Annotated in this window: 13 protein-coding genes; 4 read left to right on the plus strand and 9 right to left on the minus strand. The window is 66.7% G+C overall.

The features are described 5' to 3' along the window. Nucleotides 1-102 precede the first annotated feature (102 nt). On the plus strand, nucleotides 103-897 hold the full coding sequence (locus tag KCG34_RS11020) for a polysaccharide deacetylase family protein (RefSeq protein ID WP_249138309.1): 795 nt from the start codon (nucleotides 103-105) through the stop codon (nucleotides 895-897). Nucleotides 898-1,271: 374 nt separating this feature from the next. Here KCG34_RS11020 and KCG34_RS11025 read toward each other — a convergent pair whose 3' ends face one another. The 8 genes from KCG34_RS11025 to KCG34_RS11060 all read right to left on the minus strand — a co-directional run bounded on the left by KCG34_RS11025 (nucleotide 1,272) and on the right by KCG34_RS11060 (nucleotide 7,950). Further along, nucleotides 1,272-1,664 carry a DoxX family protein gene (locus KCG34_RS11025; protein WP_211940395.1) on the minus strand — a complete coding sequence of 131 codons (393 nt, stop codon included), beginning with the start codon at nucleotides 1,662-1,664 and terminating at the stop codon, nucleotides 1,272-1,274. Nucleotides 1,665-1,681: 17 nt separating this feature from the next. Beyond that, nucleotides 1,682-2,710 (minus strand): 4-hydroxy-2-oxovalerate aldolase, encoded by a 1,029-nt coding sequence (gene dmpG, locus KCG34_RS11030; RefSeq protein ID WP_211940396.1) that lies wholly within the window; start codon nucleotides 2,708-2,710, stop codon nucleotides 1,682-1,684. Beyond that, on the minus strand, nucleotides 2,707-3,642 hold the full coding sequence (locus KCG34_RS11035) for an acetaldehyde dehydrogenase (acetylating) (RefSeq protein WP_211940397.1): 936 nt from the start codon (nucleotides 3,640-3,642) through the stop codon (nucleotides 2,707-2,709). The genes dmpG and KCG34_RS11035 overlap by 4 nt, the downstream gene beginning before the upstream one ends. Then, a complete protein-coding gene (locus KCG34_RS11040; RefSeq protein ID WP_211940398.1) occupies nucleotides 3,639-4,439 on the minus strand; it encodes a 2-keto-4-pentenoate hydratase in 801 nt (266 codons plus the stop codon). Before KCG34_RS11040 ends, KCG34_RS11035 begins: the two co-directional genes overlap by 4 nt. A 3-nt stretch (nucleotides 4,440-4,442) precedes the next feature. Then, nucleotides 4,443-5,276, minus strand: a complete 834-nt coding sequence (locus KCG34_RS11045) for an alpha/beta fold hydrolase (protein ID WP_211940399.1) — start codon at nucleotides 5,274-5,276, stop codon at nucleotides 4,443-4,445. Between the two features lie 33 nt (nucleotides 5,277-5,309). Further along, nucleotides 5,310-6,188, minus strand: a complete 879-nt coding sequence (locus KCG34_RS11050) for a VOC family protein (protein WP_211940400.1) — start codon at nucleotides 6,186-6,188, stop codon at nucleotides 5,310-5,312. 11 nt (nucleotides 6,189-6,199) lie between these two features. Further along, a complete protein-coding gene (locus KCG34_RS11055; protein ID WP_211940401.1) occupies nucleotides 6,200-6,649 on the minus strand; it encodes a flavin reductase family protein in 450 nt (149 codons plus the stop codon). A 92-nt stretch (nucleotides 6,650-6,741) separates the two neighbouring features. Then, nucleotides 6,742-7,950, minus strand: a complete 1,209-nt coding sequence (locus KCG34_RS11060; protein WP_211940402.1) for an acyl-CoA dehydrogenase family protein — start codon at nucleotides 7,948-7,950, stop codon at nucleotides 6,742-6,744. A gap of 123 nt (nucleotides 7,951-8,073) precedes the next feature. Here KCG34_RS11060 and KCG34_RS11065 point away from each other — a divergent pair, with 123 nt between their 5' ends. Then, nucleotides 8,074-9,030: a LysR family transcriptional regulator gene (locus KCG34_RS11065; protein ID WP_211940403.1), complete on the plus strand. Its 957-nt coding sequence runs from the start codon at nucleotides 8,074-8,076 to the stop codon at nucleotides 9,028-9,030. 248 nt (nucleotides 9,031-9,278) lie between these two features. Here the strand turns inward: KCG34_RS11065 and KCG34_RS11070 are convergent, their stop codons facing one another. Next, on the minus strand, nucleotides 9,279-9,875 hold the full coding sequence (locus tag KCG34_RS11070; RefSeq protein WP_211940404.1) for a TetR/AcrR family transcriptional regulator: 597 nt from the start codon (nucleotides 9,873-9,875) through the stop codon (nucleotides 9,279-9,281). Between the two features lie 153 nt (nucleotides 9,876-10,028). Here KCG34_RS11070 and KCG34_RS11075 point away from each other — a divergent pair, with 153 nt between their 5' ends. Then, nucleotides 10,029-11,423 (plus strand): efflux transporter outer membrane subunit, encoded by a 1,395-nt coding sequence (locus tag KCG34_RS11075; protein WP_211940405.1) that lies wholly within the window; start codon nucleotides 10,029-10,031, stop codon nucleotides 11,421-11,423. A gap of 40 nt (nucleotides 11,424-11,463) precedes the next feature. Next, nucleotides 11,464-12,567, plus strand: coding sequence for an HlyD family secretion protein (locus KCG34_RS11080; RefSeq protein WP_211940406.1), 1,104 nt, complete (start codon nucleotides 11,464-11,466; stop codon nucleotides 12,565-12,567). The last annotated feature ends 1 nt before the right edge of the window (nucleotide 12,568 follow it).

The following is a 12,568-nucleotide window of genomic DNA, read 5'->3' on the forward strand; positions in this document are numbered from 1 at the left end:
CGGCGTGGTAGCGTTAAGCGAACGCCCTCGGTGAGCCCCTGGCGGTCCGCCACGATAGCGGCATCACAACCAGAACTACGACGGGCTCGACGGGGAATGATGATGAAGATGCTTCTGGCGCTCGCGCTGAGCTTGGTCTGTAGCGTGTCGGGTGCATCGGCGACGCAATGGCCGAACGGGGCCAAGGCGGCCGTGGTGCTGACCTACGACGACGCGCTGGAGTCCCAGCTCGACCACGCCGTGCCGGCGCTGGACGCGGCGGGATTCAAGGCGACCTTCTTCCTCGCCGGCGTGAAGCTGGCCGACGTTGAGCGCTGGCGCGCCGCGGCCGCCGAGGGCCACGAGCTCGCCAACCACACCATCTTCCACCCCTGTCCCGCCTCCAGCTCTTCCTCTGATCGCCGCTACACATCCGAGGCCTATACGCCCGAGAGCATGCTGAAGGAGATTGAGCAGCAGAACGTTCTTCTAACCGCGCTGGACGGTAAGCCGACGCACGGGTTCGCGTCGCCTTGCGGCCAGACCATGGCGGGCGGCGATGATTATCTGGAGGCGCTCAGGACCGCGAAGCTGGTGACCTATGTGCGCGGGGTCTACACCTCGCCCGATGATCTGCGCGCCGATGTCGGCCGAATCGATCCGATGCACGTTCCCTCGCGGGGGTTCCCTGAGGGGGTCGCCGGCGCGCAGCTGATCGATTTCGCCAAGCAGGCGGAAGCCGGCGGCGGTATGGCGGTCTACCTTTTCCACGGTGTCGGCGGAGACTATCTGCAGGTATCCGACGCCGCACACCGCCAGTTGATCGCCTGGCTCGCCGTCCACCGCAATGAGGTCTGGGTGACCACCCTGCAGGGCGCACTGGACTGGGCCAAAGCGCATCCGAGCCCGTCGCGATAGGCGGCTGCCGCGAGCAAACCGCTCCGAAGACGCTACCGGGTCGAGGTTCTCGACTTGCCTGCAGACGCACGTGTCCACCCGAGCCACGCACTGGTTCACCGCGGGCGGAGCGCACCCTTGAGAAGGGACGTCGAGACCGTGGTGTTTGCAAGTGCGACGGCGCCGTGAGGCGACCACTGGCGAGTGGCCGATTTGCGGCGACCTCGACGCGACCCTTTTTCAGAGTGGAGTGAGCCAGACGGGGCGCTCTCAGCAACAATGGGACGGCGCCGTCCCACACCTTTTCGATAGGCTCGTTGAGCCTGCGAGGTCCCAGAGGCGCGACCAGGCCAAACTCGGCGCAGCGCCCGCGGATAGGCTAAACCGCAACGGCGCTAGGGATTGATGCGCCGCTCCAGCGGCCTGAGCGACCAGGCTGCGAGCGCCAGCAGCAGCGCCAGAACCACCACGTGCATGAGGTCGCCATGCAGCGGACCTGCCTGAGCGGCGAACGCGCCCGCGCAAACTCCCAGCAGGATGATAGCCCCGGCGAAAGCGGTTCGCGGCCAGAACAGGAGCAGGGCGCCCGCGACCTCGACCAGGCCGGTGAAGATGCGAAAGCCTTGCCCCAGGCCGATGACGCCGAACTCGGCGACCATCTTCGGATGCCCCGCCAGCTTGGCCGCCGCCGCCAAAAGGAAGACCGCCGCAAGCATGAACCTGAGCGCCCAGGCGCCCGCCGCACTCAGTCGTCGCCAGCGCTTCGGGGGTTCATTGACCTCAACCATTCGTGCCTCGCTTAGGTTCAGGCCTGTTCCCGCTGACGAGCCAGGTCGAGGGCCACATCCACAATCATATCCTCCTGGCCGCCGACCATCCGGCGCCGTCCGAGCTCGAGCAGGATCGCGCGCACATCCAGGCCATGGATCTCTGCGGCCTTTTCGGCATGGCGCAGGAAGCTCGAATAGACACCAGCATAACCCAGGCTCAGGGTTTCGCGGTCGACCCGGACGGGACGGTCCTGCAGCGGGCGAACCAGGTCCTCGGCCGCGTCCATCAGGGCGAAGAGGTTCGTTCCATGGCTCCAGCCGTAGACATCGGCGGCGGCGATGAAGACCTCCAGCGGCGCATTGCCCGCCCCGGCTCCCATGCCCGCCAAGGAGGCGTCTATGCGAACGGCGCCGTTCTGGACCGCGACGATGGAGTTGGCGACGCCGAGGCTGAGATTGTGATGGGCGTGGACGCCGCGTTCGGTTTCGGATTTCAGCACCTGGTCGTAGGCTTGGAAGCGCGCGGCCACCCCGTCCATGGTCAGGGCGCCGCCGGAGTCGGTGACATAGACGCAGTGCGCGCCATAGCTCTCCATCAATTGGGCTTGACGGGCCAAGGCTTCCGGAGGGCTCATATGGCTCATCATCAAAAACCCGGACACGTCCATGCCAAGGCTTCGCGCGGCCTCGATGTGCTGCCTGGCGACGTCCGCTTCGGTGCAATGGGTGGCGATGCGCACCGACCGCACGCCAAGCTCGTAGGCCCGTTTCAGATCGTGGACCGTGCCAATTCCCGGCAACAGCAGCGTGGTCAGCACCGAATGGGTCAAAACCTCGCCGACCGCCTCGATCCAGGCCCAGTCGGTGCAAGCCCCGAAGCCGTAGTTGAACGACGAGCCCGCAAGGCCGTCGCCGTGGGCGACTTCGATCGCGTCCACCTTGGCCGCATCAAGCGCCTTGGCGATCGACCTGACCTGGTCGAGCGAATATTTGTGCCGGATCGCATGCATGCCGTCACGCAGGGTGACGTCCTGGATATAGAGATGGCGGGTCGGCGCGCTCATGCCGCCTCCTTGGTCATGCGATGAGCGACCTTCTCGGCGGTCCTCAGCGCCGCCGAGGTCATGATGTCGAGGTTGCCGGCATAGGCCGGCAGGTAGTGCGCCGCCCCTTCAACCTCGAGGAATGCGGAGACCTTCAGGCCGGCGAAGGCCTCCCCCATCTCCGGAATGAGCAGCCGATCGTTGTTGCCGATGCGCTCGAACTGGACCTTCTGTTTGAGCCGATAACCGGGAACATAGCCCTGCACCTCCGCCACCATGGCCAGGATCGAGGCCTCGACGGCGTCCTCGGCGGCGTCGTCGCAAAGACAATAGACCGTATCGCGCATGATCAGCGGCGGCTCGGCCGGGTTGAGGATGATCACCGCCTTGCCGCGCCGCGCCCCGCCGACGACCTCGATGGCGCGGGAGGTCGTTTCGGTGAACTCATCAATGTTGGCGCGCGTCCCTGGCCCCGCCGATTTTGACGCGATGGAGGCTACGATCTCGCCGTAAATGACCGGGCTGACCCGGTTCACGGCGGCGACGATCGGGATCGTCGCCTGGCCGCCACAGGTGACCATGTTGACGTTCGGCGCTTCGAGATTGGCGTCCCCGTTGACCGACGGGACGGTGTAGGGACCAATCGCCGCCGGTGTCAGGTCGATCACCCGTTTTCCGTAGCGCCGCAGGACAGCGTCATGGCTTGCATGAGCGCCGGCCGAGGTCGCGTCGAAGACGATGCCGATATCGGCGAACTGCGGCATGGCCAGAAGGCCGCCAATGCCTTCGGCGGTCGTGGGTACGCTCAGCCGGGCTGCGCGCGCCAGGCCGTCCGAGGCGGGGTCCACCCCCACCATCGCCGCCATCTCGAGGACATCGGACAGGCGCATGATCTTGATCATCAGGTCGGTTCCGATATTGCCGGACCCGATGACAGCGACCTTGGTCTTCAAGGCTTGGCCCTCAGCCAAAGGGGTTTGAAGCCGTCGATCTCGACGACGTAGTCGCCGGGCGCGAGCGGAACCATCGGTCCCAGCGCCCCGGCCAGGACGATCTCACCCGCTTTCAACGGCTCGCCAAAGTCGATGGCCGTGCGGGCGAGCCAGGCGAGCGCGTTCAATGGATCGCCCAAGGTGGCCGCGCCGCGGCCCGTGGAAATCTCGGCGCCGTCCCGGATCATCCGCATGGTGCGGGACGGCAGGTCGAGTTCCGGCGTGAACGGGATCCAGGGTCCGGCGACAAACCCGCCGCAGGAGGCGTTGTCGGCGACCGTATCGACGATGTTGATGTCCCATCCGGCGATGGCGCTGTCGACGATTTCCGCGGCGACGGCGACAGCCTCCACCGCACGTCCCACCTCTGCAGCGCTCGCCGGGCGCTCGCTGATGTCCGCCCCGAGCTTGAAGGCGAATTCCGCTTCGATCCGGGGCGCGATCAGCTGAGAGGCGGAAATCTCCGCGCCCATCCCACCAAAATCCATGAAGTCGAACAGGACGCCGAAGTCCGGCTGGTCGACGCCCAACTGCTTCTGCACGGCCTGCGACGTCAGCCCGATCTTGCGGCCGACGATCTGCGCGCCCTGAGCGAGCGTGCGTCGAACGTTGACGAGTTGGACCGCATAGGCGGCGGCGATGTCCTTCTCCGGCAAGGCGTTCCGGACCGCCGGGATCGCAAGACGCCCCGCACGGGCCGCAAACAGGCGGTTGGCGACATCCTGGATCGCCGAGTTGAGTTCAAGGGCAAGAGACAAGGGTCAGCTCTCCAGGAAGGCGGCCACGGTGCGATTGAACTCGTCGGCCTTTTCCCATTGCGCCCAGTGGCCGCATTTCGGCATCACCAGGAAGCGCGCGTTCGGGATCTGACGCGCCAGGATCAAGCCCTGGTCCATCGGGTTCACCCGGTCCTCGCGGCCCCAGATGATCAGGGTCTCGTGTGGCAGCCGGTCGAGGCGTTCGCGCCAAAGGTCCTCGATGGGGGCCATGCTGGGGCCGACCCTGAGGGGCATGAACTCCGCAGTCTCGGGATCGAGCGCCCGGTCCAGGCGCTCCTGCAGCAATTCGTCCGTGACCGAGGCGGGATCGAACACCAGATATTTGAGGAATTGCCTCAGCCGCTCCATCGACGGCCCCGGGGGCGTGTAGAAAGTGACCAGCGAGATGATCCCGTCGCTCGGCTGCTTCTCGAACAGCGAATAGCCGCCGCCCGGCCCCATCAGCACGAGGCGGTCGACCTTGTCGGGAAAATCGACCGCGGTCTTCAGGCTGGCCGCTCCGCCTAGCGAATTGCCGATCAGGTGGGCCTTGCCCAGCCCGAGCGCATCGATGAAGCCCGCGAGCACCTTGGCGTAGTAGCCCCAGAGCGGCGCGGAGATCTTCAGCTTGGTCGACTGGCCGTAGCCCGGCAGGTCGATGGCGATCACCCGGTAGCGGTCCGCAAATGCCGCCATATTGCGGGAGAAATTGCTGAGGCCGGACGAGCCGGGGCCGCCGCCGTGAACGAAGATCAAGGCCGGCCCGGCCCCGGCTTCGTTGTAGTGAACTCTAAGCCCGTCGAATTCGACGAAGCGGCTGGCGATGTCAGCGGCCATCTGAAGCTCCGGATGTGAATTGGAGAAGGAGCGTCAAAGACGCTTGTGACCCCAGCTCGAGATCTTGTCGTGCCGGGCCATGCTCCAGATCGGCGCGTCGACTTCGATGGCGTCGTAGCCGTACTCGAGCTCGAAGCCCGACGGCGTGGAGACGTAGAAAGACACCATCTTGTCGTTGGAATGTCGGCCCAGGGTCTGGGTCAGGGTGGTGTTGGTGGAGGCTAGGCGATCGAGCGCAAAGCCAACCTGATCGAGGGTCTCCACCTGCACCATCAGGTGGTGCAGGCGCTTGGGCGGGGTCATCGGCAGGGGCGCGATGGCCAGGGTGTGGTGGCGCGGATTGCAGAAGTAGAATTCGAGGTCGATGTGGGAGTCCGGACCCATGGCCATGCGGATCATGTCTGATTGGCGGAACCCGAGCAGGTCCAGATAGAAGCCGCGGGTCGCCGCCAGGTCGACGGTGGCGAGCGCCAGATGCCCCAGGCCCTGCTGGCCAGTGACGAAGCGCGCGCCGGTTGGGGAGACGAAAGGCGAGTGGGACAGCTGGGTCGGGCCATAGTACAGTTCCACGCCAAGGCCTTGCGGGTCACGACAGCGGACCAGCCCCAGAACCCCCCGCTCCGCCAGCAGCCCGGCGTCGGCCTCCTCCACCGCCACGCCGCCCTCGACAAGCCGGCGGCGAAGCGCTGCGAGTTCGGCCGGCCCCGCCACTTCAAGGCCGATCCAGGCGAGGTCGTCCTTTTCGCCAGGTTCAAGCGCGATGCGCCAGGCATAGTCGTCAAGTCTCAGACGCTGCACGCCCCCCGGCGACGCCGGGCCCTGCATCGCCCCTAGGAACTCGCACGCCCAACTCGTCCAGGCGTCCGGATTGCTCACATTCAGGCCGAGATAGCCGAGAGCGATCACCGACATGGGCTTTCCTTTCAGGTTCGGGCCGAGGGCGGAGCATCGGGGCGTCGCAGCCCGGTGAAGGCCCCGTGCGCGCAGACGAGAGGTTGGGCTTCCGCCGTGAGGCGGATCTCGCGGACGTCCGCGATCAGGAGGCTGTGGGTCGAATGCTCGAACCGTCGATTGACGACGCAGGTCATGCTGGCGACGCCGCCCTGAAGCACAGGCGCGCCCCAGGCATTGAAATCCCAGTCGCCTTCGGAGAAGCGCCGATCAGCTGGAAGGCCGCCAGCGAAGCTTCGAGCAAGCTGCGACTGGTCTTCCGCCAGCAGGTTCACACCGAACGCGACGCCCTCCAGAAGTTCAGCATTGAGGCTGGCCGAGCGATTGATCGCGGCGACGATCGACGGGGGATCGAGCGAGAGCGACATGACCGACGTGGCCGTCATGCCGCGGGGTCCCTGCGAAGTCAGGGCGCTGATCACGCACACCGTCGAGGCTTGACGGCGCATGGCTGCGCGGAACTGCGACTGCAAGCCCTGCTCGCCAAGCGCCTCGGCCTGATCCGAAACGGCGCTCACAGCGTGAAGTCGGTCGTGAAGCCGCCGAGCTGCACCAAGCCAGCATTGAGCGAACCCTTATCCGGATTCAGGAAGGCGTGGTTGGAGGCGGCGTGGGAGTCACGGAAGAAGCGCTGCATCGGGTTGTCCAGCTTGAGCCCGCGCGCGCCGCTGGCCTTGAACAGCAGTTCGACCGCCTTCTGCGCCTCCTTGGCGATCCATTGCGCGTCCCACTTGTTCTTGACCCGCAGCTCCACGGGGATCTCGGCTCCCGCATCGATCAAGGCGTCGAGTTCGGCGAAGTTTGCGTCCAGGCGGGTGTGCAGTCCCCGAATGATCGCTTCCGCCTCGGCCAGTCGGTGGCGGACGAAGGGCTCCTCCATCGCCTTTGCGCCGTCATAGGCGCCGAGGCGCTGCTTCATATCTTCGCGGAAAGCTTCGAGGGCGCCGTCCGCCATGCCGATGGTCACGATCGACAGGCTGTAGGCGAAGATCACGCCGAACGGATACTTGTAGTTCCTCGACGCAAACGCAGCCCGGCCAGGATCGGTCATCATGAAGGAATGCAGGAACTGGTGCGTGCGGTGTTCCGGCACGAAGGCGTCCTTGACGATGATGTCGTTGCTGCCGGTGCCTTTCAGGCCGAGGACGTGCCAGACGTCGGCCACTTCGTAGTCTGGGCGCGGGACCAGGAAGGCGCGGACGTCCGGGGGCCCGGTGACGCCGTCGCCCCGTGGAACAATGCCGCCGAGGATGACCCACGAGCAGTGGTCGGACCCGCTCGACCATGACCAGCGACCGCTGAGCCGATAGCCGCCGTCGACGGGCGTGATCTTGCCGAAGGGCGCATAGGACGAAGACGCCCGGGCGTCGGGATCCTGGCCCCAGAGGTCTTCGGCCATCTGCGGATCCAGCAGCGCCACTTCCCAATTGTGGACCGTGACCAGGCAGAGGCACCAGGCGCTGGACGGGCAGCCCTTGGCCAGTTCCATGACCACCTTGAACAGGGTCATAGGCGGCAGCTCGAAGCCGCCGTATTTCGCCGGTTGCAGGATCTTATAGAAGCCGGCGTCCACGAAATCCTGCAGCGTCTCGGGCAAGAGCGCCCGGTTTTCCTCGGTTCGCGCCGCCCGCTCGCGCAGCACTGGCGTCAGCTTGCGCGCTCGGTCCAGGAGCTCGGCTTGGGTCGGGGCGGTTGGGGCGGCGAACGCGACCACTGGGGACATCAAGAGCTCCTCCCGAAAGGCGTTTTGTCTTTCGAGCAGCTAATCCGACGCCAGGACTCACGGGAACTTTTGAATTGTGATCTAAATCATCATATTTTTTGATGGTTGGCTGTGAGGGCTTGGATGGACGATCTGGAGCGCAGGCTCAGGGCGACCAATCTCAATCTTTTGCCGATCCTTCGGGCTGTGCTGAGGCATCGGAACCTGACCCGCGCGGCCGAGGCGCTGAACATCACCCAATCCGCCGTCAGCAATAGCCTACGGCAACTGCGGGCCCATTTTGGCGACGAGCTGCTGCTGCGCGAGGGCCGTCGTCTGCGCCTGACCGAGAAGGCCAAGCAGCTGATCGAACCGCTCGACGCGGCGCTGGGCGCCGTCGGGCAGGTGATGGCGGCGCCGAGTTTCGATCCGGCGACCTCGACCCGCCGTTTCCGCGTCGCGACAGCCGACTACGTGACAGCGATCACGGCGCCGGAAATGGCCGCCCTAATGAGCCGCGAGGCCCCAGGCGTGGCGGTGCAGATGATCACGGCCCGGGGCCGATCGGCGGGGGATCTGCACGCCGGCGACATCGACATGATCATTTCACCGCGGCAGGTCATCGAGGCGCTGAGCTATCAAGCCCCCGCTTTGGCGCGAGAACTGTCCCTGGAGCCTCTTGGGCGCGAGCCTTTCGTCTGCCTGGCCCGCAAGGACGATGAAGCGTTCGCCGCCGGTCTGACAGTCGAAGCCTATCTGGCGCGTCCGCACGCGAGTTTCCATCTCGACCTTGTCGCCCACGCCAGCCTCGAACACGGCTATCTGATCGAACACGGCGTCGAGCAGTTCAATCGCGTACTCACCTCCGACTTCACCGTGCTTCCACTGATCGCCGCCCGATCGGACTGTCTGGTCTTGGCCCCGCGCAGTCTTGCGCGCCTGTTCGCCAGCAGCCTGCCGCTGCAGTTCGCCCCCTCCCCCCTTCCGATCCCCGACCTCGAACTGGTGATGGTGTGGCCTCGGCGGCGGTCGGCGGAACCGGAACTGGCCTGGTTGCGCGGACTGTTGAAACGCTGCGCGGCGGCCTCGTTGGCCGACTGAAATCGGCGCCGATCATCACAAAGCGTGAGGGTTGACGTAGGCGATATCCGGTTCCCTTGGCCCCAATCCCCGGCGCCTCGACAATCTCGACGCGTGAGCTCGCGCTCGCAGGAAGTCCGGCTTTCGCCGCCCGCATGGCGATCGGGACCGGCGCATTGCATGAACATGAAGGCGGCGGCGAATTGGTGCTGTTCCTAGCTTACGCAACGCCGCCCGCAGTCCTTGTGCGGATCGCGAGCGCCGCGCTTCTAAGGCGCATAGGCCCTCAGGAACGCCTCAACGCCGTCCTTGACCGCAGCGTCGATCTGCCCGGCGGTGATCGTGGTGTCGCCGTGCAGGCGCCGTTCGAGAATATCGGCCTCGACCAGGCCGCGGTAGTGCAGGGCCACAGTGTAAGGCGCCGCCCGGCGTAGGCGCCCGGCCGCCATCTCCTGCTCGAAAGCGGCGGCCAGCCTGCGCCAGTGGGGCACGATGGCCTGCGCGCGAAAAACATCGCCCAGGCCGGAGCGCTCCGCCTCGGTCATCAAGGCGCGCTCGACTCCGACCATGTCCGGTGTCAGGCGCGCCTCCAGGTACCCCCGGCCAAACGCGATCAGGCGCTCACGAAGGTCGCCCGCGCCCGTGAGGTGCTCGAACGCCTCGTCGGAGCGTGAGGCCATGGCCTGCTGCAGCGCCGCGGTAAACAGCTCCTCCTTGGATTTGAAATAGCTGTACAGCGTCGCCTTGGAGCCGCCCACGCGATCCGAGATCTCTGACATGGTGGTGCGCTCGAAGCCGTTCTCCTTGAACACCTGCCAGGCCGAGTCCGTGATGGCCTTGCGCCGCGCGTCCGTTTTTACCCGCAATTCGATCTCTCCGCCTATTTCTGAACTCGACCGTACACTTTTCGCTTGACGGCGGAAAGGGCCCTTTGTAACTAAACCAGACTGTTCGGTTTAAGAAAGGGTCAGGCTATGGCGTCACTCCCCGGTTTAGGTAAAAGAACGGCCCGGCTGGCGATGCTCGCAGGCGCGGCCGCCACGGTTCTCTCAGGCTGCGCGGCCATTCCCCGGCTCGGGGCCGCGCCGCAGATGAAGCCCGCATCGGCCTACGCCGCCGCCGAGAGCTTCAAGGCCCCGGCCACGCAATGGCCGAACGATCGCTGGTGGGCGGCGTATCGGGATCCTCAGCTCGATGAGCTGATCGAAGCGGCGCTGACCGGTTCGCCCGACCTTGCGGCGGCCCGGGCGCGGGTTCGCCAGGCCGACGCCCTGGCCGAACAGGTCGAATCGACCCTCGGGCCGCAGCTCAACGCCGTGGCCATGGCCGGCGAATCCAAGCTGAGCTACAACAACGGCCTGCCCCCGGCGATCGTCACCCATGGGTGGCGCGATGCGGGCCTGGCCGGCCTCAATCTCAACTGGCAGATCGATTTCTTCGGCAAGAACCGCGCTCTGCTCGCCGGCGCCGTCTCCGAAAAGGAGGCCGCCCAGGCCGAGGCGGCCGCCGCCCGCCTGACCCTCTCGACCGCCATCGCCGGGGCCTATGCCGACCTGGCGCAGCTCTACGAGGACCGGGACGCGACCCAGGATGCGCTCAAGGTGCGCTCGGAAAGCCAGACGCTTATCGACCAGCGGGTCGCCCAGGGCCTCGAGACCCAGGCCACCAGCGAGCGGACCCATGCCGACCGCGCCTCCGCCGAGGCCGAACTGGCGGCGATCGATGAATCCATCGGCCTGACCAAGAACCGCATCGCTACGCTGGTGGGAAAGGGCCCGGATATCGGCCTTTCGATCGAGCGTCCGCATCCGGGCGCGATCCGCGCCTTCGGCCTGCCCGCCAACCTGCAGGCGGAGCTGATCGGCCGCCGCCCCGACGTCGTCGCCGCGCGCCTGGCGGCCGAGGCCGCTGGCCATCGAGTCAAGGCGGCCAAGGCGGATTTCTATCCCAACGTGAACCTCGCCGCCTTCGCCGGCTATGAATCGTTGGGCCTCGCCAACCTCGCCAAGTCCGGATCGCAGTTCGGAACCGTCGGGCCGGCCGTGACCTTGCCGATCTTCGAGTCGGGCCGGCTGCAGGGCGCCTATCGGGGCGCCCTGGGCCAGTACGACGCGGCGGTGGCGATCTACGATCAGGCGGTCACCCACGCCCTGGCCGAGGTGGCCGACAGCGCGATCAGCGCCCGGGCGCTCGATGCGCGCCTCGGCAAGAGCCGCGAGGCGCTCGCCGCGGCGCAGAACGCCTATCACCTGGCCAGCCAGCGCTACGACCGCGGCCTTGGGACCTATCTCGAGGTCCTCGCCGCCGAGGATGCGCTGGTCATGAACCAGCGCGCCGTCGCCGACCTCGAAATGCGGGCCTTCACCCTGGACGTGGCCCTGATCCGCGCCCTCGGCGGCGGCTACCGCGCCTGATCCCTTCCTGCCTCCCCAATCCCCTCAAGGAACTCTCGCCATGGACCAGTCCGTTCGCACCCTGACGCCCGAAATCGAAGTCGAGGCCACGGCCGCCGGCTCGGGCGCCCGCAAGAAGCTCTTAATCGCCTTGGCCGGCGTCGTCGCCCTCGCCGGCGCCGGCTACGCCGCCTTCGACATAACCGTGGCCGCCAAGCACGCCGCCACCGACAACGCCTATGTGGACGCCGAAACCGCTGAAGTGACCGCGCTGACCAGCGGACCTGTCGCCGACGTGCGCGTGGTCGACACCCAGGCGGTGAAGAAGGGCGATATCCTGGTAGTGCTGGACGACGCCGATCGCCGTCTGGAGCTGGAGCAGGCCAAGGCCGCCCTGGGCCAGGCCCTGCGCAAGATGCAGAGCATCCAGGCCAATAGCGGCTCGCTGAGCGGCCAGATTGCGGCCCGCCAGGCGGACCTGATCCGCGCCAAGGCCGAACTGCAGCGCGCCCAGGTGGAATACGACCGCCGCCACCCACTGGCCGGCACCGGCGCCATCTCCGGCGAGGAAATGACCACGGTGAAGACCAACCTGGAGGCCGCCCAGGCTGCCTTTGAGCAGGCGCAGGCCAATCTGCGCGCCGCGCAAGGGGCGCACGAGGCCAACGACGCCCTGATCCAGGGCGCTCCGCTGGACCAGAACCCGGAAGTCGCCGCCGCCCGCGCCCGCGTCGACCAGGCTGAGGTCGCGCTCTCGCGCACCGTCGTGCGCGCCCCGGTGGACGGCATAGTCACCAAGCGCACCGTGCAGGTGGGCCAGATGGTGCAGCCGGGCGCCCTCTTGATGACCGTGGTGCCGGTCCAGGCGGCCTATGTGACGGCCAACTTCAAGGAGGTGCAGCTGAAGAAGGTGCGCGTCGGCCAGAAGGCCGAGCTGACCAGCGACCTCTACGGCAAGGACGTGGTGTATCACGGCCGGGTGGTGGGCTTCTCCGGCGGCACCGGCGCGGCCACAGCCATCGTTCCGGCCCAGAACGCCACCGGCAACTGGATCAAGGTCGTGCAGCGGCTGCCCGTGCGCATCGCCCTCGACCCTCGCGAGCTGGCCGCCCACCCCCTGAAGGTCGGCCTGTCGATGGACGCCGACATCAACCTCGCCGACTAAG

Origin of the sequence: Phenylobacterium montanum (assembly GCF_018135625.1) — a bacterium.
Lineage (GTDB): Bacteria > Pseudomonadota > Alphaproteobacteria > Caulobacterales > Caulobacteraceae > Poindextera > Poindextera montana.